This is a genomic window from Thermorudis peleae, from assembly GCF_000744775.1.
In the GTDB taxonomy this organism is placed as follows: domain Bacteria; phylum Chloroflexota; class Chloroflexia; order Thermomicrobiales; family Thermomicrobiaceae; genus Thermorudis; species Thermorudis peleae.
The window spans coordinates 62,520-88,382 of the sequence record NZ_JQMP01000001.1 but is presented as its reverse complement, the minus strand read 5'-3'; the positions used below and the strand labels follow the sequence as shown (position 1 = coordinate 88,382).

Genomic DNA, 25,863 nt, shown 5'->3' with positions numbered 1-25,863 from the left:
GGCTAGTCCTCCAATCCTGGCAACACGCTGCGCAGCGGTCGGCCACACGTGCCATAGCGCAGGTGCCGCGCAAGATCATCTTGAAAGACCTGCAATGCTGTTCGAACGGCGATCGTCGCGCCGTCAAGATGGCCGCACGCACCACGCTTTGGCAGGACGTGCTCGGCATAGTGGCGCAGGCGCTCAACGTCGTCCGATCGACCTTCTCCACGTGCAAGGCGCTCCATGAGGTCAGCCATAGCAGCCGTTCCAAACGTACATGGCCCGCATTGCCGTGCAGATTCATCGGCAAAGAAGCGCAGCAGGCGCGCTGCCTGCCAGAGCCCACATACCGTCTCTGGCACGACGGTAATCGCGGCACAGCCCAGATCGCTACCCCACGCACCTAGGCTGCTTGGTGTGAGAGCAACACCCTGGTGCAACGCCTCTGCAGGGAGCCACCCGCTAAAGTACCCGCCTGGTAACACAGCCTGAACACCGTGTGGCATGCCACAACCAAGCATCTCGAGCACATCACGGAGGGCTACTCCACTTGGTACCTCCACAACTCCTGTGCGCCGCAGCGCTCCGTTCAGGGTCAGCAGGATTGTCCCTGGCAACTCATCCGTCCCAACGGATCGGAACCAGGCTGGTCCGTTACGCACAATAAGCGCAGCATGGGCGAAGGTCTCAACGTTCTGGACGAGCGTTGGCCGACCATTCACACCGCGCTCGTGAGGCCGAGGAGGCTTGCTCGTCGGTTTGGCAGCATGGCCATTGATGAAGTTCACCGCCGCACTCGCCTCCCCAGCGACATAGCGTGCTGGGCCGACGATTGTCCGCCAGGTCGGCAACTTCGCACCAGACTGCTTTAACTCATGCCAGGCTGCGTCGGCTGTCTGCGCTATCGCAGGGTCATGTGTGTAGAACATCAGCGTGTCAGCGCCGACTGCATACGCCGCGAGAAGCGCGCCTTCGAGTACCAGATGTGGGCGTGTGAGGAGCAGCGTGCGATCCTTGCGACTCGCTGGCTCTGACTCCGCCGCGTTTATCAGCACAACCTTGCGACCTGGCTGAAGGGCGACAGTGCGCCATTTGGTCCCTGTGGGGAAGCCTGATCCACTCCGACCGCGCAGCCCGCTTGCTGTGATAAGCGTGATAATCTCGTCTGGCGAGCGGCTCCACGCCTCGAGTGTATAGCCACCAGACTGGAGGTACTGTTCAAGAGATTCTGTCTCCTGAAGGTGTGGTCGCAGCACTCGCGGCATAACGAGTGGTCGTTCATGCTCGGATACTGCTGTCATTGAGTGAAGTGATACTGTCGTAACCATCCCGTATGCTCGTCTCCTTTCGCTTCCGAGCTGGGCTACTCCAGCCCAGCTACACTCCAGCGTAGGAGCATGAGCTTGGGACATGCTGAGAGCACCATAAGAATTTGCTGAGAACAGGGTGGTTATCCTAGTCCAGAGGAGAATACACCCAGTGCGCGAGCGAAGCCGTACTGCACGGTAGAACTAACACAAGCTACACGGCGGCACAGTATGCGACAGGAGGCCAGCTGGTACCGCGGGCCTCCTGTCGCAAGAGGCAAGCGCAACACTCTACCAGTGGACGAGATGGGTAGGGCGGACGCGAATGAGCGTGCTATAGGTAGTAGCGAACGAATCCGGTGTCATGCCAATCCGCATAATGCCATCGTGATACTTCGCTAAGTACTCTGACACAGACGTCGCCAGGGGTGGATTTTCGACGAGCTCTGCCATGCCATCCAGACGCGTCACTTGATTCGCCCAAGGATCACTATTGAAGTGCACTGAGACGCGTGGATTTTGACGGATATTTCGCACCTTCTGACTATTCGGCAACGAATAGATCAAGATGTGCTGCCCATCCCAGAGGAACCAGACTGGCACGACCTGAGGCTGGCCATCAGCACGCACCGTCGCCAGCCAAATGACCGGCTCCTCGGCAAGCTGTCGAAGCACTACTGGAGGATAGTGGGTCACCATACACCCTCCCCTTCCGATCAGAGTCAGAGAGTCTAGCACACGCGCAACATGCTGGCAAGCATCTAGACAGAAGCGGTACGGTGGCTCACTGTCGGCAATGCCGTTGCAAGCAGCGTACGGGCACGTACGAGCGCTGCTCGATCGATGCCGTGAGTGCAGCCTGCTGCATCGAGTTCATCTAAGACTGCCTCAGTTGCAACGTTGCCGGGCGCGCCTGGGGCAAAGGGGCAGCCACCCAGCCCACCAACTGAACCGTCGAATACCCGGATACCATAGGTGAGACCAACGCGAATATTTGCCCGCGCCAGCCCATTCGTATCATGGAAATGCAAAGCGAGTCGCTCGGCCGGAACCTCACGCAGCACAACATCGAGCAATTGCGCAACCTCATCTGGTGAGGCACGCCCAATGGTGTCGGCCAGGGCGACCTCCGCGCAGCCAAGTTCAAACAGCCGCAGGACAACCGGCATCACCTGCTCGGGCAGGACGCGTCCGGCATAGGGACACCAAAATGCTGTCGAGACATACCCGCGCATCCAGAGGCCGAGTTGCTGGGCCCGGGTAGCAACCGGCTGAAATCGGGTGAACGTCTCGGCAATCGAGGCATGAACGTTAGCCTCTGAAAACGCCTCGGACGCCGCGGTAAAGAGCGCAATGGCATCACAGCCGACAGCCAACGCCCGATCGAGCCCTCGCTCATTCGGCACCAGTACCAGATAGCGCGTCCCCGGACGGCGACGAAGCTGCCGCATAACATCCTCTGCATCGGCCAACTGCGGTACAGCTTTTGGACTGACAAAGCTTGTGCACTCAATCACTGGGAAACCAGCATCACTCAGTGCGTTGATGAAGGCCACTTTGATGTCAGTTGGCACGACTGCCGCCTCGTTCTGCAGCCCATCTCGCGGTCCCACCTCAACCACCGTGACCGCGCACGGCTCACGAAGTCCTGACATCGTTGCCTCCTTTCCCTCGTGCGGCATGCACTGTAACGATAGCGCGCGATCCCCCTTGACAACCAGACAGCGGATACGTAGACTATGAGCTTGCGCGGCGCGAGAGCGGGCGCCGCAAGCGAGCGAGTTGCAAGCCAGCACACCACTTGACGCGCACATGAACACGCACTATACTGTGCGAGTGAGCTGGCGTGTGACACGAAGTCGCCGCTTCATGCACTTTGACAACTGAGGTGTGGTTTGCCTGTCGGTGCCTGGGCCTGCCAGACCAGCGCGGTGATGCGGTGGACTGGCATGGCGAATCTGTGAAGAAAGCAAAACGCCAGAGTCTTCTGGCGTTCTGGTTGAGGTGGTGGAGAGTTTGATCCTGGCTCAGGGACAACGCTGGCGGCGTGCCTAATGCATGCAAGTCGGACGGGAGCCGCGGAAGCGGTCGACCGTGGCGGACGGGTGCGGAACACGTGGGGAACCTGCCCTGGCGTGGGGGACAACCCTGGGAAACTGGGGCTAATCCCGCATACGCTCCTCTGGTGGTAGGCTGGGGGAGGAAAGGCCGGACGGTCGCGCTGGGAGGGCCCTGCGGCCTATCAGCTCGACGGTGTGGTAACGGCGCACCGTGGCGATGACGGGTCGCTGGTCTGAGAGGACGGCCAGCCACACGGGGACTGGGACACGGCCCCGACTCCTACGGGAGGCAGCAGCAGGGAATCTTCCGCAATGGGGGCAACCCTGACGGAGCGACGCCGCGTGGAGGACGACGCCCTGCGGGGTGTAAACTCCTGTTCGGGGGGGCGAAGGCAGTGACGGTACCCTCGGAGCAAGCCCCGGCTAACTCCGTGCCAGCAGCCGCGGTAAGACGGAGGGGGCGAGCGTTGCCCGGAGTCACTGGGCGTAAAGGGCGCGTAGGCGGCTGGGCGCGCCGCGCGTGAAAGCCCCCGGCTCAACCGGGGAGGGTCGCGCGGGACGGTCTGGCTCGAGGGCGGGAGAGGCGGGTGGAATTCCCGGTGTAGCGGTGAAATGCGTAGAGCTCGGGAGGAACACCGGTGGCGAAGGCGGCCCGCTGGCCCGTACCTGACGCTGAGGCGCGAAGGCGTGGGGAGCGAACCGGATTAGATACCCGGGTAGTCCACGCAGTCAACGATGCGGGCGAGGTGTGGGGCGTGTTGACCCGCTCTGTGCCGGCGCTCACGCAGTAAGCCCGCCGCCTGGGGAGTACGGCCGCAAGGCTAAAACTCAAAGGAATTGACGGGGGCCCGCACAAGCAGCGGAGCGTGTGGTTTAATTCGACGCAACGCGCAGAACCTTACCAGGGCTTGACATGGCCTCGGACCTGGCGGAAACGCTGGGGTGCCCTGCTTGCAGGGAGCGAGGTCACAGGTGCTGCATGGCTGTCGTCAGCTCGTGCCGTGAGGTGTTGGGTTAAGTCCCGCAACGAGCGCAACCCTCGGGGCCAGTTACGCGGGTGTCTGGCCCGACTGCCGGGCGCAACCCGGAGGAAGGAGGGGATGACGTCAAGTCCGCATGGCCCTGACGCCCTGGGCGACACACACGCTACAGTGGTCGGGACAATGGGCGGCCAAGGGGCGACCTGGAGCCAATCCCGCAAACCCGGCCGTGGTGGGGATCGCAGGCTGCAACCCGCCTGCGTGAACGCGGAGTTGCTAGTAACCGCCGGTCAGCCATACGGCGGTGAATACGTTCCCGGGCCTTGTACACACCGCCCGTCACGTCACGAAAGCCGGCTCCACCTGAAGCCGGTGGGCTAACCCACGGAAGTGGGGGGCAGCCGTCGAGGGTGGGGCGGGTGATTGGGACGAAGTCGTAACAAGGTAGCCGTACCGGAAGGTGCGGCTGGATCACCTCCTTTCTAGGGAGCTGGGTGGATGCTCAGCTTCTGGGTCAACCGGTGTGGCGCAGGTGCGGGCTGCACTGGGACGGGGTGGCGGTGGTCGCGTGGGGGCCTGAAGAAGCCGGCGGGGATGCCGGTGGAGGGTCTGCCCTAGGACCACTCACACACCGGAGTCGTCACACCGTCGTGCCAACACAGTGGGCACCGCAGGCAAATCACACCCCAGGGGTCAAGGTCGCATGATGGGCGACGTTGGCACCTTACCAAACGAGGAACGTCGTTGTACGCATCTGCACCTACTGTCCCGTGTCGTGCTGGCTCTTCCGGTGCGGAGGATGTCAGGCGTCCAGGGACTGGGTGAGGAGGGCGCGTGGTGGATGCCTTGGCGGCTGGGGCCGAGGAAGGACGCGGCCGAGCGGCGAAACGCCCCGGGGAGCTGCGGGCGAGCGGAGATCCGGGGGTATCCGAATGGGGCAACCTGCCCAGGCGAGGAGTCTGGGCGCCTCCACGGTGGTGGAGGAGGGCACCGGGGGAAGTGAAACATCTCAGTACCCCGAGGAAGCGAGAGGCAGGCCCGGAGTAGTGGCGAGCGAAACGGGCAGAGCCCAAACCGCACGAGCTAGGTGGCCCGCTGGCCGGAAGCTGGTGCGGGGTTGTGCGGCCCATCGGGCTTGGGCAGCGGACCGAGCACGGAGTGAGCAACCGCTGGGCTAGCCGAACGCGGCTGGAAGGCGCGACCGGAGAGGGTGAGAGTCCCGTAGGCGGTGGCGCAGCGGCTCCGGGATGGGTGCGCGAGTACTGCCGGGCACGAGGACCCCGGCAGGAAGCAGGGGAGACCACTCTCCAAGGCTCAGCACCCCAGCCGACCGATAGTGGACGAGTACCGTGAGGGACCGGTGAAAAGGACCCCGGCGAGGGGGGTGAAAGAGCGCCTGAAACCACGCGCCCCCAGGCGGTCGGAGCCTGTGGTGAGCAGGTGACGGCGTGCCTATTGGAGCATGAGCCGGCGAGTGGCCGTTCGTGGCGAGGCGAAGGGAGGGGCACCCGAAGCCGGAGCGCAAGCGAGTCCGCAGAGGGCGCAGAGTCGCGGGCGGCCGACCCGAAACCGGGCGAGCTACCCCTGGCCAGGCTGAAGCGCTGGGAAGACCGGCGTGGAGGGCCGAACCGGTGTCCGTGGCAAAGGGCTCGGAGGAGCTGGGGGTAGGGGTGAAATGCCAAGCGAGCTCGGAGATAGCTGGTTCTCCCCGAAATGGCTTGAGGGTCAGCCTTGGCGGGCAAGCCATGGCGGTAGGGCGCTGGTGCGGTGCGGGGGCGCGGAGCCTACCAAGCCGCGTCAATCGCCGAAGGTCATGGCTGGAGCGCCGGGAGTGAGACTTGGGGCGACAAGGTCCTGGGTCGAGAGGGGAACAGCCCAGACCGCCGGCTAAGGTCCCGAAGGTGGGCTGAGTGGGCAAGGAGGTGCGGGCGCGCAGACAGCCAGGAGGTTGGCTTAGAAGCAGCCATCCTTGAAAGAGTGCGTAACAGCTCACTGGTCGAGTGCCCGTGCGCCGACAATGGAACGGGGCGAAGCCCACCACCGAAGCCGCGGGCTGCAGGGCGTGGTGCGCTGCAGCGGTAGGGGAGCGTCGGCGTCAGCGGGGAAGGTGCGGTGGGAACCGTGCTGGAGCGGCGCCGAGTGCGAATGCCGGCACGAGTAGCGTGAGCGGACGGTGAGAATCCGTCCCACCGGAAGCCGAAGGGTTCCGCAGCGATGCTCGTCAGCTGCGGGTGAGGCGGGCCTCAGCTGAGGGCAGGAGCCGTAGGCGAGGGACAGCCGGTGAAGATTCCGGCCCCGCAGCAGGTCCGGTTGGAGCGGCGGGGGACGCAGTGCGAAGCGTCCGGCGGCCGCAGGGGCCGTCGAAGCGGGGTAGGGGGCCACCTGAGGGAAAGCCCGGGTGGCGGGACCCTGAGCCGCGAGGGCGAGGGGAGGGAGCGATCCCTCCACCGAGCGGGCGTGGGGCGCTGCCGCGAAAAGCCTCGCCGTGAGGGCCTGGTGCGTCCGTACCGCAAACCGACACGGGTCGGCTGGTCGAGGAGACCGAGGTGGGCGGGTGAGCCCCCGTCAAGGAACTCGGCAAGTTGCCCCCGTAACTTCGGGAGAAGGGGGGCCCCGGTAGGGTGAGGAGCCCGAGGGGGTTGCAGCGAAGGGGCCCAGGCGACTGTTTACCAAAAACACAGGTCTCGGCGAAGGCGGAAAGCCGACGTATCGGGGCTGACGCCTGCCCAGTGCCGGAAGGTGAACCGGAGGGGTGATGAGCCCCGAAGGGAAGCCCCGGTGAACGGCGGCCGTAACTCTGACGGTCCTAAGGTAGCGAAATTCCTTGTCGGGTAAGTTCCGACCCGCACGAAAGGCGTCACGACCTGGGCGCTGTCTCGACGGGGGGCCCGGTGAAACTGCAGAGTCCGTGCAGATGCGGACGACCCGCGGCGGGACAAAAAGACCCCGTGGAGCTTGACTCCAGCTTGCCATCGCGTGCGGGCCGGGCCTGTGCAGGATAGGTGGGAGGCGGAGAAGCGGGGCCGCCAGGTCCCGTGGAGCCGGCGGTGAGATACCACCCTGGCCGGGCCGGCGCGCTCACCCAGGCGGCGGGAGCGCCGCTGGGGACGGTGGCTGGTGGGGAGTTTGACTGGGGCGGTCGCCTCCTAAAGGGTAACGGAGGCGCCCAATGGTCCCCTCAGGCCGGAGGGCAATCGGCCGGAGCGTGCAAGGGCAGCAAGGGGGCTTGACTGCGAGGGAGACACCCCGAGCAGGGCCGAAAGGCGGGCCTAGTGACCCCATGGCGCCGGGTGGAAGGGCCATGGAGCAACGGATAAAAGCTACCCCGGGGATAACAGGCTGATCGGGCCCGAGAGTTCCCATCGACGGCCCGGTTTGGCACCTCGATGTCGGCTCGTCGCATCCTGGGGCTGGAGGAGGTCCCAAGGGTTGGGCTGTTCGCCCATTAAAGCGGCACGCGAGCTGGGTTCAGAACGTCGTGAGACAGTTCGGTCTCTATCCGCCGCGGGCGCGGGACGGTTGCGGGGGGCTGGCCCTAGTACGAGAGGACCGGGCTGGACGGACCGCTGGTGTGCCAGTTGTCGGCCGACCGGCAGCGCTGGGTAGCCAGGTCCGGCAGGGATAACCGCTGACGGCATCTAAGCGGGAAGCCTGCCCCAAGATGAGCCGTCCCATCCCATACGGGAGTAAGGCCCCGGGGAGATGACCCGGTAGCGAGGCGGCAGGTGGACGGCGGGTAACCGACCGGAGCTGAGCCGCCCTCATGGCCGAGGCCAGTCCCTGGCACCTGACATCCTTCGGCGGCGGAAGGCCAGCACGACACTGGATGGTGGGTGCAGATGCGTGCAACGACGATGTTGGCTGGGGGTGCGGTGTGCGCGTGGCCGAGAGCGGCGTCGATTCCACCCCGAACCATCCCGAACCGGGTCGTGCCCGACGCCAGCGCCGGAGAGTACTGCGCGGGGGACCGCGTGGGAGGCGAGGCCGCTGCGCGCACACCCCACCTCCAGCCAGTGGCGCGGGGTGGAGCAGCGGCAGCTCGCCGGGCTCATAACCCGGAGGTCGTGGGTTCGAATCCCACCCCCGCTACCGCCGCCGTGAGGCATCCCCTCACGGCGGCTTCGCGTTTTCGTAACAGATGCAAGGGGCAGCGCAGATGGACGGTGAACGGCTTACCCGCTTTGCAACGGTCCTCATCGATTACGCACTCAACGTGCAGGCAGGCGATACTGTGCTCATCAGCGGCCCACCACTTGCGCGACCACTCCTCACCGCTACCTATCGCCGGGCACTCGAGCGCGGCGCCTATCCAAGCCTGTTTGTTGAGTTGCCAGAAACCCTCGAGTTGCTCCTCACCCTCGGCTCAGATGAACAGCTCCAAACGATTACCCCCCTTGAGCGCATCGGCCCAGAACTCGCCGACGCATGGTTGCGCATTGGGGCAGCTGAAAACACACGCGCACTGAGCCATCTCGACCCCGCTCGTCAGCAGCGATATGCCCAGGCACGTGCAGCCCTCCACCAACAGTTCCTCGACCGCGCAGCAGCCGGTACACTGCGCTGGACCAGTACGCTCTTTCCGACGCATGCCTACGCACAAGAGGCAAGCATGTCGCTGCCAGTGTATGAAGATTTCTTTGCTCGCGCTGCCCTCCTCGATACCCCCAATCCAGCCGAACGGTGGCGCGCTGTCTCAGCCTATCAAGAACGCCTCATTGCCTGGCTGACTCCACATCGTGAAATTCGGGTCCTCGGCCCAGATACTGATTTGCGTCTGCGAGTGGATGGTCGACGATGGATCAACTCCGACGGTCATCGAAACTTTCCAAGTGGCGAAGTCTTTACCGGACCGATCGAGACATCCGTTGAAGGAACCATTCGCTTTGCCTATGCCACGATTATCCGCGGCCAACTCGTTGCCGATGTGCGCCTCCGCTTCGAGCATGGCCGTGTTGTTTCTGCTGAAGCACGGCAGAATCAGGCTGCACTCGATGCGATGCTGGCAACGGACGAAGGCGCACGATATGTTGGTGAGTTTGCTTTCGGTACAAACCGGGCAATCGATCGATTTACTGGCATTATCCTGCTCGACGAAAAAATGGGCGGGACAATCCATCTCGCCCTCGGGTCAGGCTACCCAGACACGGGCTCGCAAAATCGCAGCGCTATCCACTGGGATCTGATCTGCGATCTCCGGCATGGTGGCGAAGTATGGGTAGACGACATCCTCCTTCTCAAAAACGGGCAATTCCAACTACCGGACCTCGGCGAAGACCCATGGACACTACCGCCTGACGCCCCTGTAGCGCCATAGGTGCTCCTCTATCTATGCGCCGGGGCAATCTGTCCTGCGGACGGAGGAGCAGGCACTGCTTATTGCCCGTTCACGTCAACAGCGCGAGGGCAGCGGCGGGTCATGCCTACTCCTCCGAATGATTGCTCACGATTCTGCTGGCATCAGGCCGAGGAAACGTAGCGCGTTATCACGTAGGATTTTGGGCCGCACACTCTCCTTGATTGGCAATTCAGCAAATTCGCGTAACCAGCGCTGCGGAGAAAGCATCGGGAAATCTGAACCAAAGAACACCTTGTCCTGCACCAAGCTATTGGCATACTGGATGACACTTGGGGGAATATATTTCGGTGCCCACCCCGACAGATCCATATAAACGTTGGGTTTATGCCGCAGGACGGCGAGTTGTTCCTCATGCCATGGCCAGGCAGGGTGCGCCATAATAATCCGGAGTTCCGGAAACCGTGCCGCAATGTCGTCAATGTACGGGATCGGTCGGCCATACTCGAGGCGCAGTCCACCGCCCCCTGGCTGACCGGCTCCCGCCATAGTCGTCCCCGTGTGGAAGAGCACCGCAAGACCAAGCCGTGTACACGTCTCCCACAACGAGAAAAAGCGCGGATCATTCGGCGCGAAGTCCTGGACAGCTGGGTGAAACTTGATGCCCTTAAGCCCAAGAGCAGCACAATGCTCGACTTCCCGGAGCGCTTGCACTCCCTTCCACGGATCGACCGTTCCAAATCCGATAAATACGTCCGGATACTTCTTGACCCAGCCAGCAATTTCGTCGTTGGAGGCTCGCAATCCCGTCCGCGTTTCATCGTCAATATCGAAGATGACTGCCATACCACCGAGTTCGCGATACATTTCGGCCATCACGTCAGGCTGATCACTCAGGCCCTCGGGATTCTGCATCACATATGGATCATGTTCCAGCCGAGCATGATCACCAGTACGAACATGAACATGAATATCAACAAACACAATGTCGCGCAGTGTCACAGTTATACCTTCCCCTACCTATTCCACGCCATGCCTAGTGCTCACTCCAGGAGCAAAACATGCTCTGACGTGGTCTATGCCCGCCGACGTGCGACTGTCGCGCGGTACTGACGCGCTGGCTCAGCATATGGCGCTGGGCCAACGGTTACGGCGACCTCGGTCTGGACATGTCGTTCAACCGAGGGCTTCCGTGAACCGCCGTTGGGCTCACCCCACACAATACGGAGCCGTGTCCCCACTGTTGCAACAGCGGCGTCGACAGTTGCCAGTGACAGAACCCGTTCCTCGTTCGAACTAAAGCCTGTCCACATTGAGAAGCCCACGACCTTACCGGCATCATCGAGCACGGCATCGTACATCCAGGTCGCGTATTGAGCCAATGGGAGATCAAAGTACTTATATCGCTCACCTTTGGGCTTGGTGAAGAGACTGCCAATGACCCTCACCGCCTCATCTGGATCCCACACCAAAGTCACCTTCTTGCGATGCGGTTGGTTCGCCAGCCGCTCCAGTGCAGCCCGACCAACGAAATCATGATCGAACTTGACCAAACGTCCATAGCCGAGATCCCAGGGCGTCAGATAGTAGTCAGTAATATCCGGCGAAACGAAGCTACCGCCGAGTGAGCCTACGGCTTCGTAACTCGTGGCCGGCAACCATCCGCGATAGGGACGAAGCTCGTCACCGGTGTAGATTGCAGGGAGGGGATTAGGAATCCAACCCGACTCTAAGCCGTTAGTCGCATAGGCGCGAGAGCCGACTTGCCGCAGGCCCAAATCTTTACCGGCTTCCAGGATTGCTGCCTTGACAGCAGGCCCTTCGGCGAACGGTCCGAAAAACTCCGCGCCGGCTACACCAGCCATGCCATGGTGGAGCATGCCAACGGTATGGCCTGCAATGTTCACCCGCGTGAAATGGAAGAAAGGCACGTCCGGGATCGTGCCTCCAAGCAACCGCTCGAGTAGCAGCTGGGCATGAGGGCCCTGCACCTGGAAGCGATACGTCTTTCGCGGACGCTGAGGGTCAGTCACTGACCACTCATCTCGTTCCCAGCTCACAGCAGCCCCACTTGTCGCTGCATGATACTGGATCCAGTTATGGAGCGAAGGACGGCCAACAATCTGAAACGTTCCATCTTCCAGGTAGAACAAGATGCCATCGCCGATGAGATACCCGTCCGGTGTCACACAGACGAGTTGCTTGGCCTGCCCAGGTGCAAACCCGGTAAAGGAATTGACCGCTAACCGGGCAAGCAACGAAAAGGCATCTGGCCCCCACAGAAAGAGATCAGTCATATGGTAAGAAAGATCGAAGAGACAGACGGTTTCCCGCCAGGCATGCTGTTCGTCGCGCCAGTTCGTAAACTCCGGTGGAACGACTGGATAGACTCGTGCTCCTGTCGGATTGTTATAGAGGAACGGCTGAATTGCGCCCGCGCGGTCGAGAAGCGCTTGAAGACTCTGTTCTGCCATTGCTCATGCTCCCGCTATGAACCGTTGTCAACCGAGGCGCAGTCTAGCAACGGCCGGGGATTCACGCACACTCGAAGTTCAGCTATCCTGAAAGCACGGATTGTTCCCCCGCAGTACACCACGTAAGTATTGGAGCAAGAAACTGGCAGCTCGTTCCCATTGCTTACACCGGCCAGGAGGATCAATGCTGCGGTGGAGGTAAGCAGCCGATGAACCTTGATACGCTCACGGTGCATCATGTCTTTACCCGTGCTGCCCGCTACTTTCCCGACCATATCATCGTTGAACGGATAGGTGCTGGCCCACATCGCCGGATGACGTATCAAACGCTCACTGAGCGTGCTCTACGGCTGGCTCACGCTCTCCAACAATTGGGGGTGAAGCCGGGCGACCGCGTGGCGACGCTCCTCTGGAATAACAGTGCGCATCTTGAAGCCTATCTTGCTATTCCGATGATCGGCGCGATCTGCCATACCTTAAATCTCCGCCTTCATCCCAATGAGCTTGCTTACATCGTGAACCATGCGCAGGATCGTGTGCTCCTTGTCGACGCCTCGTTACTGCCGCTCTACGAAGCATTTCGTCACGAAGTCACGCTGGAGCATGTCATTGTTGTTGGAGAAGCTGCTCACCAGGCCAACACCCTAAGCTATGAAAGCATGCTGGCTACTGCCACACCATCCCTTACGGAGCTCTTCCCAGCATCAGCGAGCACGCCAGCCTTCTTGCTCTACACGTCGGGGACTACTGGCCGCCCCAAAGGGGTGCTCTACACCCATGGGCAGCTCGCACTTGCCGCGTTGGCATTGACCTCGACAATTACGTTCGCGGTCAGCCAAGATGACTGCATCCTCTTTTCCGTGCCGATGTTTCATGTCGCTGGTTGGGCCCTGCCCTACGCTGCCCTGGCTGTTGGCTCAACGATTGTCTTACCTGGCCCCCACCCCCAAGCACTCGACCTCCTCACGCTGCTTGCCGAAGAACAGGGCACCTTCGCCGCCGGTGTGCCAACAGTCTGGCACGATATTGCTAACCTGCTCGAGCAACAGCCACACGCCTGGCACCTCTCGCCGCGATTGCGTGCGATCATTGGTGGTAGCGCTGCCCCGGAGGCGCTTATCCGCCGGCTTGAAGCATTCGGCATAACTGTCATTCATGGCTGGGGAATGAGTGAAGTCTTGCTCGGCCTCCAGTCTCACGTCAAGCTGGCCTCGTTGCCTACCGAGGAACGATATGCCTGGATGGTTAAACAGGGCATGCCAGCTCCATTTGTTGAGGCCCGGGTACTCACCTTTGATGGTCATGATGCTCCCTGGGACGGCCAGACCCTGGGAGAACTCCTCGTCCGCGGTCCTTGGATCGCCGATGCCTACTATCGCGACGAACAACCAGCATCGTTTGTCGATGGCTGGTTGCGCACTGGCGATATCGCCGTGATCGATGAACAAGGGTATGTCAAGATCGTTGACCGCGCCAAAGACCTTATCAAGTCTGGGGGAGAATGGATTAGCACAATTGCGCTCGAGGACGCTCTGTTGAAACATCCTGCGGTCGCTGAAGCAGCGGTTATCGGGATTCCACACAAACGCTGGCAAGAACGGCCACTTGCGCTTGTCGTCCTGCGCCCAGGGCATTCGGTGACCGCAGACGAACTCCGTGCTTACCTGCAGAACTACGTCGTGCGCTGGTGGATCCCCGATGCAATTGTCTTTGTCTCAGAAATTCCCAAAACTTCAACCGGAAAACTCGCCAAGATGGTACTCCGTGAACAGTATCGTGACTGGAAGTGGGAGGAACGCACGTGATTCAGCGGCTTGGTGTTATCGGTGCTGGTTCGATGGGGGCAGCCATTGCTGGGCTCGCCGCCTCGGCTGGCATCTCGGTCGTGTTACTTGATGTTCGTGATCCAGATGATCCAGCTGGCCCAGCCCGTCGTGGGCTCGAACGTGCTCGTGCCCAGCGCGCCCTACTCGATCCAAGGGCAATCGACCGGATCCAGGTTGGCAATATCGAGGACAATCTTGACCTCCTAGCCACGTGCGACTGGGTGCTTGAAGCCATTATCGAAGACCTGGAAGCAAAGCGAAGCCTGTTTCAACAGCTCGCGAGTATCCTCCCACCAACAACAATCCTTACCACCAATACATCGACCTTTCCTCTCGAGCAGTTGCTGCCTCACGAGACACCAGCATGGCGTGCGCGCTTCTTTGCCACGCATTTCTTTAATCCCCCGCGTGCTCTCCTGCTGACAGAACTCGCAGCCTTGCCTGAGGGCGCTGATCAGCATGTATTTGACGGTCTACGACGCTTTCTTGAGCAGCGTCTTGGACGGCGTGTGCTCGTGGTCAAGAGTAGCCCGGGCTTCGTCGCCAACCGCTTCGGCATCTATGCCCTCGTCCACGCTATTCAGCTCACTGATACGCTTGGGCTAACCCTCGAGGAAGCCGATGCCTTGACCGGACCGCTCCTCGGTCGCCCGCGTTCAGCGACCTTCCGGACAATCGACCTGACCGGGCTCGATATCCTTGTCCTGGGAACACGCAGTCTGCAGGCCTCGACGGGCGATGACTATCGGCTCCCATCCTGGGTGCTCGACCTCTATCAGCAGGGGCGGTTCGGAGACAAAGCCGGAGCTGGGCTCTTCCGCACTGACGGTGATCAGTCACTTACCTTCGATCCCAAAGTTGGCGGCGATCGCCCAACACAGCCAGCTACAATCCCAGGTCTTGTCGAAGCCTCCGCCGTGCCATTCCCACAACGACTCCAACAGGCACTGCACCTACCTGACCCCTATGGGATGTTCGTGCGCCACCTTCTTGGGCGAACGTTCTGGTATGTCCTTGCCCGTACTCCAGACGTCGCTCACGACCTGGTCACTGTTGACTGCGCGCTTGAATGGGGATTCGGCTGGACAGCTGGTCCCTACCAGCAAATGGACATGCTTGGCATGTCCACTGTCCGTTCGCTCATCACAGAAGCGGGGCAGGCACCCCCACCGCTCCTTGACGCAGCGGAGCAAGCCGGTGGGTTCTACCGCGACGATTGCGTGCTTGACCTAGCAACTGGCACCATGCGCTCACGACAGACACTGCCTGTCGCTCGACGGATTAACCAGGTTCAGACACGAACAGTATTGACACGACAGTCGATTCTTCCCCTCACTGAGGATGTCATCGCCATACGCCCCGAGCGCCTTACTGACCTTCCCCAGGCAATCGACCACGCCCTTACTGCGCAATGGCCAACAGCTCTGGTACTTGTGCCCAGTTTTCAGCCTCCCGGCTACCCCTACGAATCAATCATCGATGCAGCCGAACATGGGCATTGGTCGACGTTCACCCACCTGCTCAAGACAGTCCATGACGCTGTCCTTGCCCTAGCCGAAATCCCCGTGCCAATCGTGGTTATGCTCGACGGCGACGCTCGCGGCGCGGCCACGATGTGTACCCTCTGGGCTGACGGTACAGTCGCTTACCTTACGAGCATCGTGGGTTTTCCCGGTGCATCGCACGGGCTCTATCCCTTCGGCGCGCTTTCTGGCCTGCTCTGGCAAGCCAACGTTGGCCGAACTGAGCCCCCCGCTGCACAGCCCCCCGAACATGGTGGGTGGCTCACGGCTGCACTCACGCTGTGCGCAAACGAGACAGTCTTTAGTTCGGCCGCCGAGGCTGCGCAAGACGGACTACTCGGACACAACGCTGCCGTGTTGCTCGATCGCGATGGGCTACTGGACAACGCTGTAGCACTCGCACGGATCCTCGGTGCACGCATCCCAACCCGACCTTCCTCCCATCCTCTCAAGCATGCTGCGGCAACTGACCTGGATATGTTGCTCGCCAGCCTCCCTCAAACGCCCGTCGCGCAGACATTGGCTGCGACGATGGCACCGGCACTGCGAACGGCTACGACGGTACGCGACCTCTTGGCTGCTGAACTGGAAGCGTGGCACGCGATGCTACATGATCCGAACCTGCGTAGCCAGGCTGCAACAGCACTTCAGAAGGTACGACCACGGCGATAAGCGGGAAAGAGAGAAGAGAGAAAAGCCATGGACACAATTCTTCTGGAACGGCGCGATCCAATTCTCCTCATACAGTTAAACCGACCACAGAAGCTCAATGCAATCAACCGCGAGATGCTTCAGGAGATTCAAGCAGCACTCGAGGATGTCCGGGCTGATGAGCGCATCCGCATTATTGTACTGACGGGGAACGAGCGGGCATTTTCCGTCGGCGCCGATATCGAGTTATTCGCCTCGGCCACACCGGCAACACTCCCGACCGTTCACTCTGACTTGCATTACTGGGAAACTCTGCATCACTTCCCCAAGCCACTCATCGCTGCAGTCTCGGGTTACGTCTACGGTGGCGGGCTAGAACTCGCTCTCGCCTGCGATCTCATTGTTGCCTCAGATACTGCCCGATTTGCTAGTCCGGAGATTCGCCTTGGCCTCATTCCCGGCGCTGGCGGTACCCAGCATCTTGCTCGGCGTCTCGGCAAATACCGTGCGATGGAGCTCGTGCTGACCGGCCGTGAATTCACGGCACAAGAAGCGTTAGCAATGGGCCTCGTCACTCGCGTTGTCCCCGCTGGCCAGTATCTCGACGAAGCACTCCGCCTCGCCCAAGAGATCGCCCAGCATTCACCAGCAGCTATCCGCGCTGCTAAGCTTGCGATCATCAGTGGACCCGAGATGTCCTGGGAAGCCGCGATGCGTTTTGAACGAGAGCTGTTCCACCTGACCTTTAGTACACCCGAGGCCCAAGAAGCGGTGCGTGCGTTTCTTGAGTCGCGGCGCCAGCGTCGCGACTCCTCACAGTAAGCGCTGACAACCATCTGGCCAGTGATTCACGTACTCTCATCTGTGCGGTGGGCAGGGCAACTGCTAGACAGTTGCTCCTGCCCACCCTATCGGCGCAGGTCAACTTGTGGCGCTCAAGGGCACCATACTGGGCACCATAGGGCTATTCTAGGCGCTCTTGCCGTACAAATGGCACCGTGCGCGGTCATAAATGGACTGATGCGCGTTGTGAGACGGGCCCATGTCCCTATCAATACGACACCATCCGCTCCTGCCTCCGTTATCTCTCCCGCTTCGCACCCAGCAGAAGACAACGAGGCGACCGCCCATAGCCTAATCAGTGCACTCGTCATCCGCTGAGCGGATGCCGGTTCCAGTCTTTGTAGATGAGATAGCGGGCTGGTCGTTCCCCAAGCGCAGCAAACCACTGCGGGCAATAGGGCGCCATCCAGATCACATCCCCGGCTTGGACAGGATGCCAGTGCTCGCCAAGCCGGTAGATCCCTTGGCCTTCGAGCATCACCAGCCCATGTTCCATCACATGCACTTCAACGAACGGCAACGCTGCCCCTGGCGGAAACTCCATGACGTTAACCGCAAGGTCAAACGCCGGGTGGTCTGGCACCAACTGTCGCACGATGACAGGCGAGCCTTCGACCAATGGCCGTCCCGGCCCGTCCACTAGCCGACCCCGACAGTAGGTGAGCATTCCGTCAACTGAACTATGCGGCGGCGGACAATAGGGCTTGTCAAGGACGATCGCAACGAGTCGCTCCCCATAAGCAGCCAGCGTATGCGGATATTCCGGCGGCAAGTAGACATAATCACCAGCAACGAGCAATTCTGTCTGTTCGGGGAGAGTAAGCTGCCCCTGGCCGCTGAGGACGGCGAGAAAGCGTTCGACGTAAGGAGCACTGGCGCTGAGCGTGCCGCTGTCGTTCAGGCGCACGGTCAACAGTGTGAATCGGGCCCCAAGTGCTGGCGCAATGTGGACGATAGCATCGCCATGCTCAATACCGGGGAAGGCTGCTTCGACATGGGTATCAGGCGTTACCAGGAGATGATCGTGCGCGCGACAACTTCGCGTTGCGCCAAGATGGCTGAGTGTCACACTGTTCCTCCTTCCTTCAACCATGCCGCTGAGGACGAACAAGCTGCCCGCCCCCTTCGCGCACGATTCGTCCATCGACATAGACCGTTTGGCCACGCACGATTGTCCGCTGTACCCTCGCCTGGAACTGCCGACCGAGGTAGGGAGAAAGCGGATAGCGGGAAAAGCTCTCAGCTGGTCTTGGACACCACGGTTCGCCGACAACGAGCAGCGTGAGGTCGGCCAGGTTTCCTGGTCGAAGCTGACCACGCCCAGCAAAGCGGAAGCGCTCGGCCGGCCGGGCTGCGAGAAGCCGAGCGAGCTGCGTGAGGGGCAAGCCATGTTCCAGCACACCAGCCGTAACCATAGCTGGCAAGGTGAACTGCACCCCATTAATACCGCCCCAAGCGGCAAAAAAGTCGGTGGATTGCTTGAGTTCAGGTGGTGACGGCGAGTGATCTGAGGCGATCAGGTCGATTTGTCCACGCAGTAACGCCTGCCAGAGTGCACGCTGCTCGGCAGCTGAACGGATTGGGGGTGCGCACTTGAGCACCGGGCCGAGGCGTTCAAGGTCATCTTCGGTGAAGAGCAAGTAGTGAGGGCAGGTTTCAATGCTAACGTCAACGCCGCGCTGGCGTGCTTCCCAGGCTAGGAGCACACCACGAGCAACCGTCACATGCACAATGTGCAGCGCGCAGCCTGTCTCTTCGGCAAAGAGCAACGCCCGCTGGATCGCTTCCAACTCAGCAATGATCGGCCGAGATCGGAGATAGGCGCGGGCGCTGTGGTGGCCTTCGCGCAGCGCCGCCTCAGCAAGCCGCCGCACCAGTGTGGCATTTTCTGCGTGGACAGCGACAAGCAACTGCAGCTGGGCAGCGCGGCGCATCCCTTCATAGAGGGTGTAGTCATCGGCTGCAGGGAATTCTTCAACGCCAGAGTCAGCGAGAAAGGCCTTCAGTCCAATGACCCCGACTTCGGCTAACTCTTCGAGCCGATCAAGGTTACGCGGTGTTAACCCACCCCAGAGGGCAAAGTCGACGACAGACTGGGCTTCAGCCGCTTGCTGCTTGACATGAAACGCCGCACCATCAAGGACTGGCGGAATCGAGTTCAGCGGCATATCGGCAAAGAGCGTGCCCCCGCCGGCCGCAAACGCTCGACTGCCGGTTCGCAGCCCCTCCCAGGTCGTCCGTCCTGGTTCGTTGAAATGGACGTGAATGTCGATAACGCCTGGGAAGACGACAAGCCCACGGGCATCGATCTCTTCACGCACCGCACCACTGATCTCCGGTTCAACAGCAACGATTTGGCCATCAGCGATTGCGATGTCAGCAACGGCAATACCCTCCGGCTGGACGACTTGGCCGCCACGGATGAGCACATCGTAGGCCACAACTCCGCTCCTTTCCGTCTAACCCTGTGCCTGGGCAGCAGTGAGACGCTGGTCAAGCAAGTCGAGCATGACCTGCCCAACGTGCAACGCCGTTGCGACATCGTCGACTATCACACGCTCGTCGGGATGGTGACTGATACCCTCGGCACAGCGGAGGAAGAGCATCGCCGCAGGCAGATACTGCGCAAGGATCATAGCGTCATGGCCGGCTCCGCTGACAAGTCGGCGTACGGGCACACCAACCTCGCGTGTTGCAGCCTCGAGCAATGCGACAAACTGGGGATCAAGCCGCACGGCTGGGACATCTGCCACGATCGTCCACGTAACACGGAGTCCACGGCTGCGCGCGATTTCTTCAGCATCAGCCTGGAGTGCAACAAGGGCATCATTGCGTACGCCGTCGTCAGCGTGTCGCACATCGAGCGCAAGGTGTGTTGCTTCGGGAACCACGTTGCTTGCTCCAGGCAAGACAGTCACCTGGCCCACAGTCGCTACCAGCCCAGGTGTCACCTGCGCACGTCGCTCGACAGCGAGGATAAACGCTGCCGCGCCAGCGAGCGCATCGTGTCGAGCCGTCATCGGTGTCGTGCCGGCATGGGCCGCACGGCCGTGGAACGTCACCTGGGCCCGGGTTGCACCGGCAATCGCTTCAACGACCCCGACCGGCAGACCGGCACGCTCGAGCACCGGCCCTTGTTCAATGTGAAATTCGAGATACCCAAGTGCCTGATCCGGTAAGGCGGCTTGTCCTCCTGCGTTGTGCGCGTGCAGGCCAAAGGATGTGATCGCTTCCCGGAGGGTGATGCCATCCACATCAGAGCGCGTTAACCAGTCGCTCGGGAGTGCTCCAACGTAGCCACGGCTTCCAATAAACGGGACGGCAAATCGCACACCTTCTTCGTCCATAAAGCCGACGACTTCGAGGGCATAGGAGAGACGACGACCACCGAGCGCTTCAACGAGCGCCAGCCCCAGCATGACACCAAGGACGCCGTCGTAGCGCCCAGCGTTCGGTACCGTATCAAGGTGAGAGCCGATCACCAGCACAGGTGCATCCGGCTGGCGTGCGGGATACCTCCCGATGAGGTTACCAACGCTGTCTCGCCGCACCGTCATGCCAGCTGCGCGCATCCACTGTGCAATCGTGTTGTGGACGTCGTGCATTGGTGGGGAAAAGCTCCGGCGCGTCAGCTGGCCTGGCACTTCTGAGAACGCTGCAAGTTCGTCACACCGCCGCAATACCGTAGCGGCAAGCGCCGCGCGATCGACCATCACGTCAGTGCTCCTTCGCCTGGTGACACGAGGCTCGGCAATGGGTGATCAATTGCCGTGTCAGCAGTCAACTCAGCAAGCAGACGGGAAAGTGCCGCATCCCCAACCGATTGGCATTCGGTCTGAAAGCGCTCTTCCGTAAGCCAATCGCCATCGTCGAGCTGCACGCGATGCCAACGCCATTGCCAGAGTTGTGCCCGTGTGACCTCCGCGGTCGAAAGGTCTTCGAATTCTCCATCATGGACGACCAGCGCGTTCCCCGCCTGCCATGCCCGGAGCCACGCTGCGAGCTTGTTCAGCGCCCGCTGTAGCGCAGCAACGGGGAGTGACGCGATTGTCGGCAGTGTGCACAGCTGCTGGGCGATAGTCGATTCATCGCCTCGCGCAGCAGGTACCGCAGGCACCATCGATGTGACCGCGTGGTAAGCCTGACGCACGAGCGGTACAGCCTCAGGGTGTCCAGCCCACGCTCCGTGGAATCCCAGTTGGGCTTCCCACTGCTTCTCGGCGAGGACAGCTCTAGCGCGTTCATCTGTCGCAAGGTTGGCAACCCCGCCGATCGCTAGCGCTTTCCGTCGCTGGCAGACACGGGTGAGTTGGCGCAGATAGGCCGCAAGAAACGGCGTCTGGCTTGTGAGCTGGTCGCGTGCTGGCAGCGGCGGAAGCACGCGACCGAGAGAACGGATCACACTCGCACAGTAATCCCAGCGCCCAGCGTTGAGGCCAAGCGCACGATTGCGCAATGCCCAAAGGATCTCGTCCGCTTGGAAGATTGCCGAGAGACACTCAATTTGCACGATCACCCGTACAGCGTTTGGCTGCCACGCTAACGCCTGCTCGGCAGCCGTGAGGGCCTGATCCCAGGCACAGGCCTCTTCCATCGTGGCGACTTTGGGCAGATAGAGCCATGCGCTGCCGTGGGACGCGACCGCAGTAAGGTAGTACGCGACGTCGACAGCAGCTGCACACGCCGGCTCACCATCGACGTAGACAGTTTGGTCCTGGAGCCAGGCCGGCCGTGGCCGTACCATGATCAGCGGCATACCAGGTTGTCGCACGGACAAGGTCGCGAGATGCGCCCAGCCACGCCGGAGATTCTGCAAGGACGGCGCAAAGGTATCATCGAAGTCGAGCAGCACTGTATCAGCACCTGAGGCAAGCCCACGGACGAGCGCCGTAGCATCACCAGCCGGCACAAGGAGTGTGACCTGCTGCCGAGCCAGTGACGGTGGCAGCGCAACGCACCAGTCGGCCTGGCGCACGGCTTGGGTATCGTCACGAAACCGCGCCTCTCGCGGTCCAGCGCCACTCTCAGCACGTAACGCACGATGAAGCACGGCAGCAAGCTGCCGCACTGCCGCATCGTATCCCTGCTCTCCGGTACTCGTCTGTGCGCCCACAGTACCCCTTCTCACTCCTGATCTGGTGTAACGATAATCGCACGACTATGTTTTGTCAACAGCAATTGTTGACAATTGAGCTGCTCGTGAGTATACTGAGGAAAACCGCAGAGGAAGGCAAGCCAATGGCACGGATGCGTGCGAGCGAAGCGCTCGTCAAGATATTGGAATCCGAGGGTGTCGAGGTCATTTTCGGCGTACCGGGCGCCAACATCAATCCGGTCTATCGCGCACTAGCGGCGAGCCCAATCCGTCACATCACAGTGCGGCACGAGGAGGGCGGGACACACGCTGCCGATGGCTACGCACGCGCCAGCGGCAAGATTGGCGTCTGCATCGGCACTTCAGGGCCAGCAGGCACCAACATGGTCACTGGGCTCTACACCGCCCTGGCAGATTCCGTGCCGATCCTGACGATCACCGGCCAAGCGCCAACACGTATTCTGCATAAAGAAGCATTCCAGGCTGTCGACATCGCTGAAATCGTGCGGACCGTGACCAAGCGCAGCTTCCTGGTCCGTGAGCCAGCTCAACTCCCATGGATCGTCCGTGAAGCATTCCGCATCATGCGCGACGGTCGTCCAGGCCCAGTGCACATCGATCTGCCGCTCGATGTCCAGCTTGCCGAAATCGATTACGATCCCGAAGTTGACGCCCCCTTGCCAATCTTCCGCGTTGCTCCACCGCCGGCAGCTGTTCAACGCGCACTTGCCTGGCTCCTCACGGCTGAGCGCCCGCTCATTCTCGCTGGCGGTGGAGTGATTTGTGCCAACGCAAGCGAGGAATTACGGCAACTGGCTGAGTACCTCCAAATTCCGGTCGTACCGACCCTCATGGGCTGGGGCTCCATCCCCGACGATCACCCACTTGCTGTTGGGCTGGTTGGCATTCAGACGCAGACACGCTCAGGCAACCAGACGTTCCTCGAGGCTGATCTCGTGCTCGCGATTGGCGCGCGCTTTGCCGAACGTCATACGGGTGACCTTGCAATCTACCGTCACGGCAAGCGGTTCATCCACGTCGACGTTGAACCAACACAGCTTGGGCGTGTCTTCCCGCCAGACCTCGGTATTGTCAGTGACGCACAACTCTTTCTCCGTGCGTTGCTTGCAGCCGCCCAAGCCGCAACACCGCCGCGTGAACCAAGCGCGTGGGTTCGGCGAGTGCAGACACTCAAGACAGCGTTGTCTCGCCCAACTGACTTCGCTGACATTCCGATCCGCCCAGAGCGCGTCTTCCAGGAGATTAACGCCGTCTTTGGCCCGCAGACAATCTTTACGACAGCTATCGGCCTCTATCAGATTTGGAGTGGTCAGTTCCAGCGTGTCTTTCGGCCACGGCACTACCTCGTCTGCGGGCAAGCCGGGCCACTCGGATGGGAAGTACCAGCCGCGATTGGCGCCAAACTTGCCCAGCCAAGCCATCCCGTCGTTGCAATTTGCGGCGACTACTCGTTCCAGTTCTTGATGGAAGAGCTCGCTGTCGCTGTACAGTATCGCATCCCGATTGTGGTGATCATTGTCAACAATGGAAATCTTGGGCTCATCCGCCAAAACCAGCGTTACGCCCATGGCATCCGATACGGTGTTGACCTTGGCTATGACCTCAACAATGGCTACGGCATTGACCACGTACAGGTCGCCAAAGGCATGGGGGCACTCGCGCGCCGTGTCCAGCATCCTGACGACATTCAACCGGCACTACGCTGGGCAGCAGCACTTGTTGAGCAAGCCGAACGCCCGGTACTCGTAGAAATTCTCGTTGATCCAGAAGCGGACGCCGCCATGGGAAGTGCACTCGATCAGATTCGCGAATTTGTGCCCACGCCTGATGTTGCAGGCGTTGGAGTATAAGCGAGGACGAGGGAGGTTGCAGGGTGGAGAACCAGGTGCTTAGGCTCGACGAACTGAACCAGCTCGACCGTGAAACCTTCGTCGCACGACTTCGCTTCCTCTTTGAGGACGCGCCCTGGGTTCTCGCTGCAGCGTGGGAACGCCGGCCATTTGCTCACCTTGAAGATCTCTATGCTGCACTCTGCGCTGCGCTCTACGCAGGCTCCGCTGAGCAACACGAGGCATTGATTCGTGCTCACCCTGAGCTTGCTGGCCGTGATGCGCTAGCTGGCGCCATCACACCAGAAAGTGCCCGCGAGCAAGCAATGGCAGGATTGAACCGCCTGGCCGCGCACGAACTCGCTCAGTTCCAAGCACTCAATCAGGCATATCGTGAACGCTTCGGTTTTCCGTTCGTCATCTGTGTGCGAGAGCACACACGCGAGGAGATTCTGGCAGCGCTCCAATCTCGGCTCACGAACAGCCGCCAGGACGAGCTACGCCAGGCATTACACGAGATCACGCGCATCTGCTGGTTCCGGTTGGTCGATACCGTGAGCGATACCCATGCGTCAGCGGCAACCACATAATGACAGCGGCAGCGGATGGAATCACAGGAGAAGGGCACAAGGCATGACAGAGATGGTAACGTACCAGCACAGTTACGGGAAAGCATACATTCCAGTTTATCGCTTCAGTGCGCGCCCGCTGACTGGTCTTTCCCCCATTCCTGAGTCATCGTTCACAGGACGCACCAACATGGCCTTTTTTCATGAAGTCGATCTCGAGGTGTTTGGCGAGCGGTTTCTCCGCTCCTACACCGACGGGGATAATCGCGACGTGATCGCTACTGACTCGATGAAGAACTTTATCCTGCGCCACTCACTCGATTTCGATGGCGCTACTCAGGAAGCTTTCCTTTTCTTCCTTGGATCGGCCTTCCTGAAAACCTACCAGCATGTCGAGCATGTCCGGTTGACTGCTCGCGAGATCCCCTTTGTGCCGCTGACCGTCCCACAGAACGGGCAGTTCGTATCAAGCACCATAGCCTTCGCTGCTTCTCCTGGAGCCTACGCAACAGCAACGCTGGCGCTGGCTCGAGATGGCGGCCACACGCTCGTTACTGAGCACCAATGCGGCTACGTCAACCAACTGTTGATGAAGCTCTCGGGCAGCGCCTTCACCGGTTTTATTCGCGATGACTACACGACGCTACCAGAAACACGTGATCGGCCGCTCGCTATCAAGCTTGACGTCTTCTGGCAGTATCAGACGGCCGACGACCTTCTCGCACCCGATCACGGCCGCTATGTTGCAGCTGAGCAAGTGCGCGATCTCACGCGCGCGGTTTTCGCCTCCTACACGAGTGAATCAATTCAGCAACTCGTTCATGAGATGGGGATGCACATCCTCGAACGATTTCCACAGCTCCGCAGTGTGCACCTTGTGGCTGAAAACCGTACGCGCCAGATCATTGCCGAATCCACAACCGATCCAATGGTCAAAGTCTGTTCAGATCCGTTCCCAGCCTACGGCGTCATTCGGCTGACAGTGCAGCGCGCGGTATGAGGGGAGGTTCAGCGATGGGCCAACTTACCACCCACGTACTCGATACGGCCCGCGGGCGGCCCGCTGCAGGACTCGCCCTGAGCCTCTGGCGCATTGCGCCAAGCGGCGAGCGCGTGCTGCTCACCACGACGCGAACCAATGCCGACGGGCGGACATCTGCGCCGCTGCTTGCCGGTGACGCTTTCACAGCTGGGACCTACGAACTCGTCTTCGAGGTCGGTGACTACTTCGCCGGGCACCCGGATGTAAGCCAGCCGCCGTTCCTCGACCAGGTTCCAGTGCGCTTCACAGTTGCTGATCCAGCTGCCCACTACCATGTCCCGCTGCTCGTCTCACCATGGTCGTACGTAACGTACCGAGGGAGTTAACGCAGGCTTGCCCCTGGCGGTTTTCACGCGGATGAGATGAAC

Annotated in this window: 17 protein-coding genes, 1 tRNA gene and 3 rRNA genes; 12 read left to right on the top strand and 9 right to left on the bottom strand. The window is 61.0% G+C overall.

Features of this window, described 5'->3' with window-relative positions:
* Positions 1–2: 2 nt before the first annotated feature.
* From N675_RS00390 to N675_RS00380, 3 genes are all read right to left on the bottom strand, one after another.
* Positions 3–1,310, bottom strand: a complete 1,308-nt coding sequence (locus tag N675_RS00390) for an NADH-ubiquinone oxidoreductase-F iron-sulfur binding region domain-containing protein (RefSeq protein WP_051913678.1) — start codon at positions 1,308–1,310, stop codon at positions 3–5.
* A 270-nt stretch (positions 1,311–1,580) separates the two neighbouring features.
* Complete coding sequence (locus tag N675_RS00385) at positions 1,581–1,988, bottom strand: TIGR03667 family PPOX class F420-dependent oxidoreductase (protein WP_038037313.1); 408 nt, start codon at positions 1,986–1,988, stop codon at positions 1,581–1,583.
* Positions 1,989–2,050: 62 nt separating this feature from the next.
* Positions 2,051–2,944: a hydroxymethylglutaryl-CoA lyase gene (locus tag N675_RS00380; RefSeq protein WP_038037310.1), complete on the bottom strand. Its 894-nt coding sequence runs from the start codon at positions 2,942–2,944 to the stop codon at positions 2,051–2,053.
* 349 nt (positions 2,945–3,293) lie between these two features.
* Between N675_RS00380 and N675_RS00375 the strand changes: the two genes are divergently transcribed.
* From N675_RS00375 to N675_RS00355, 5 genes are all read left to right on the top strand, one after another.
* A 16S ribosomal RNA gene (locus N675_RS00375) occupies positions 3,294–4,811 on the top strand.
* Between the two features lie 332 nt (positions 4,812–5,143).
* Positions 5,144–8,111: ribosomal RNA gene (locus N675_RS00370) — 23S ribosomal RNA — on the top strand.
* A 94-nt stretch (positions 8,112–8,205) separates the two neighbouring features.
* Positions 8,206–8,325 (top strand): 5S ribosomal RNA (gene rrf, locus N675_RS14795).
* The 16S, 23S and 5S rRNA genes sit together here with 1 tRNA gene alongside, the layout of an rRNA operon.
* Positions 8,326–8,346: 21 nt before the next feature.
* Positions 8,347–8,418, top strand: a tRNA-Met gene (locus N675_RS00360).
* Positions 8,419–8,485: 67 nt separating this feature from the next.
* Complete coding sequence (locus N675_RS00355; protein WP_051913676.1) at positions 8,486–9,643, top strand: aminopeptidase; 1,158 nt, start codon at positions 8,486–8,488, stop codon at positions 9,641–9,643.
* A gap of 126 nt (positions 9,644–9,769) precedes the next feature.
* On the opposite strand, the gene N675_RS00350 is transcribed toward N675_RS00355, so the two are convergent.
* Positions 9,770–10,624: an amidohydrolase family protein gene (locus N675_RS00350; RefSeq protein ID WP_038037307.1), complete on the bottom strand. Its 855-nt coding sequence runs from the start codon at positions 10,622–10,624 to the stop codon at positions 9,770–9,772.
* 74 nt (positions 10,625–10,698) lie between these two features.
* On the bottom strand, positions 10,699–12,096 hold the full coding sequence (locus tag N675_RS00345; RefSeq protein ID WP_038037304.1) for an aminomethyltransferase family protein: 1,398 nt from the start codon (positions 12,094–12,096) through the stop codon (positions 10,699–10,701).
* A gap of 209 nt (positions 12,097–12,305) precedes the next feature.
* Between N675_RS00345 and N675_RS00340 the strand changes: the two genes are divergently transcribed.
* From N675_RS00340 to N675_RS00330, 3 genes are read left to right on the top strand one after another with little or no spacing between them, the layout of a single operon-like run.
* Positions 12,306–13,901, top strand: coding sequence for a long-chain fatty acid--CoA ligase (locus tag N675_RS00340; protein WP_038037299.1), 1,596 nt, complete (start codon positions 12,306–12,308; stop codon positions 13,899–13,901).
* The gene (locus tag N675_RS13310) at positions 13,898–16,117 is read left to right on the top strand and encodes a 3-hydroxyacyl-CoA dehydrogenase NAD-binding domain-containing protein (protein WP_051913675.1); all 2,220 of its coding nucleotides are present in this window, start codon (positions 13,898–13,900) and stop codon (positions 16,115–16,117) included. Before N675_RS00340 ends, N675_RS13310 begins: the two co-directional genes overlap by 4 nt.
* 27 nt (positions 16,118–16,144) lie before the next feature.
* Positions 16,145–16,918 carry an enoyl-CoA hydratase/isomerase family protein gene (locus N675_RS00330; RefSeq protein ID WP_038037298.1) on the top strand — a complete coding sequence of 258 codons (774 nt, stop codon included), beginning with the start codon at positions 16,145–16,147 and terminating at the stop codon, positions 16,916–16,918.
* A 328-nt stretch (positions 16,919–17,246) separates the two neighbouring features.
* Here N675_RS00330 and allE read toward each other — a convergent pair whose 3' ends face one another.
* The 4 genes from allE to N675_RS00310 are packed head-to-tail and all read right to left on the bottom strand — an operon-like array spanning position 17,247 to position 22,052.
* On the bottom strand, positions 17,247–18,008 hold the full coding sequence (gene allE / locus N675_RS00325) for a (S)-ureidoglycine aminohydrolase (RefSeq protein WP_231577873.1): 762 nt from the start codon (positions 18,006–18,008) through the stop codon (positions 17,247–17,249).
* Between the two features lie 16 nt (positions 18,009–18,024).
* Entirely contained in the window at positions 18,025–19,380 is a 1,356-nt protein-coding gene (locus N675_RS00320) for an allantoinase (RefSeq protein ID WP_038037295.1), read from the bottom strand.
* Between the two features lie 18 nt (positions 19,381–19,398).
* Positions 19,399–20,652: an allantoate amidohydrolase gene (locus tag N675_RS00315; RefSeq protein WP_038037293.1), complete on the bottom strand. Its 1,254-nt coding sequence runs from the start codon at positions 20,650–20,652 to the stop codon at positions 19,399–19,401.
* Positions 20,652–22,052 carry an aldolase/citrate lyase family protein gene (locus tag N675_RS00310; RefSeq protein ID WP_051913672.1) on the bottom strand — a complete coding sequence of 467 codons (1,401 nt, stop codon included), beginning with the start codon at positions 22,050–22,052 and terminating at the stop codon, positions 20,652–20,654. Before N675_RS00310 ends, N675_RS00315 begins: the two co-directional genes overlap by 1 nt.
* Positions 22,053–22,177: 125 nt before the next feature.
* Between N675_RS00310 and gcl the strand changes: the two genes are divergently transcribed.
* The 4 genes from gcl to uraH are packed head-to-tail and all read left to right on the top strand — an operon-like array spanning position 22,178 to position 25,821.
* Positions 22,178–23,905, top strand: a complete 1,728-nt coding sequence (gene gcl / locus N675_RS00305) for a glyoxylate carboligase (RefSeq protein WP_038037291.1) — start codon at positions 22,178–22,180, stop codon at positions 23,903–23,905.
* Between the two features lie 23 nt (positions 23,906–23,928).
* Positions 23,929–24,474 (top strand): 2-oxo-4-hydroxy-4-carboxy-5-ureidoimidazoline decarboxylase, encoded by a 546-nt coding sequence (uraD, locus tag N675_RS00300; RefSeq protein WP_051913670.1) that lies wholly within the window; start codon positions 23,929–23,931, stop codon positions 24,472–24,474.
* A 43-nt stretch (positions 24,475–24,517) separates the two neighbouring features.
* The gene (gene pucL, locus N675_RS00295; RefSeq protein ID WP_038037288.1) at positions 24,518–25,453 is read left to right on the top strand and encodes a factor-independent urate hydroxylase; all 936 of its coding nucleotides are present in this window, start codon (positions 24,518–24,520) and stop codon (positions 25,451–25,453) included.
* Positions 25,454–25,467: 14 nt separating this feature from the next.
* Positions 25,468–25,821 (top strand): hydroxyisourate hydrolase, encoded by a 354-nt coding sequence (gene uraH / locus N675_RS00290; RefSeq protein ID WP_038037285.1) that lies wholly within the window; start codon positions 25,468–25,470, stop codon positions 25,819–25,821.
* Positions 25,822–25,863: the final 42 nt, after the last annotated feature.

Excerpts from the sequence above, each read along its gene's own strand:
- N675_RS00390 (WP_051913678.1), bottom strand. The coding sequence starts at position 1,310 with ATGGTTACGACAGTATCACTTCACTCAATGACAGCAGTATCCGAGCAT.
- N675_RS00385 (WP_038037313.1), bottom strand. The coding sequence starts at position 1,988 with ATGGTGACCCACTATCCTCCAGTAGTGCTTCGACAGCTTGCCGAGGAG.
- N675_RS00380 (WP_038037310.1), bottom strand. The coding sequence starts at position 2,944 with ATGTCAGGACTTCGTGAGCCGTGCGCGGTCACGGTGGTTGAGGTGGGA.
- N675_RS00355 (WP_051913676.1), top strand. The coding sequence starts at position 8,486 with ATGGACGGTGAACGGCTTACCCGCTTTGCAACGGTCCTCATCGATTAC.
- N675_RS00345 (WP_038037304.1), bottom strand. The coding sequence starts at position 12,096 with ATGGCAGAACAGAGTCTTCAAGCGCTTCTCGACCGCGCGGGCGCAATT.
- N675_RS00340 (WP_038037299.1), top strand. The coding sequence starts at position 12,306 with ATGAACCTTGATACGCTCACGGTGCATCATGTCTTTACCCGTGCTGCC.
- N675_RS00330 (WP_038037298.1), top strand. The coding sequence starts at position 16,145 with ATGGACACAATTCTTCTGGAACGGCGCGATCCAATTCTCCTCATACAG.
- N675_RS00315 (WP_038037293.1), bottom strand. The coding sequence starts at position 20,652 with ATGGTCGATCGCGCGGCGCTTGCCGCTACGGTATTGCGGCGGTGTGAC.
- gcl (WP_038037291.1), top strand. The coding sequence starts at position 22,178 with ATGGCACGGATGCGTGCGAGCGAAGCGCTCGTCAAGATATTGGAATCC.
- pucL (WP_038037288.1), top strand. The coding sequence starts at position 24,518 with ATGACAGAGATGGTAACGTACCAGCACAGTTACGGGAAAGCATACATT.
- uraH (WP_038037285.1), top strand. The coding sequence starts at position 25,468 with ATGGGCCAACTTACCACCCACGTACTCGATACGGCCCGCGGGCGGCCC.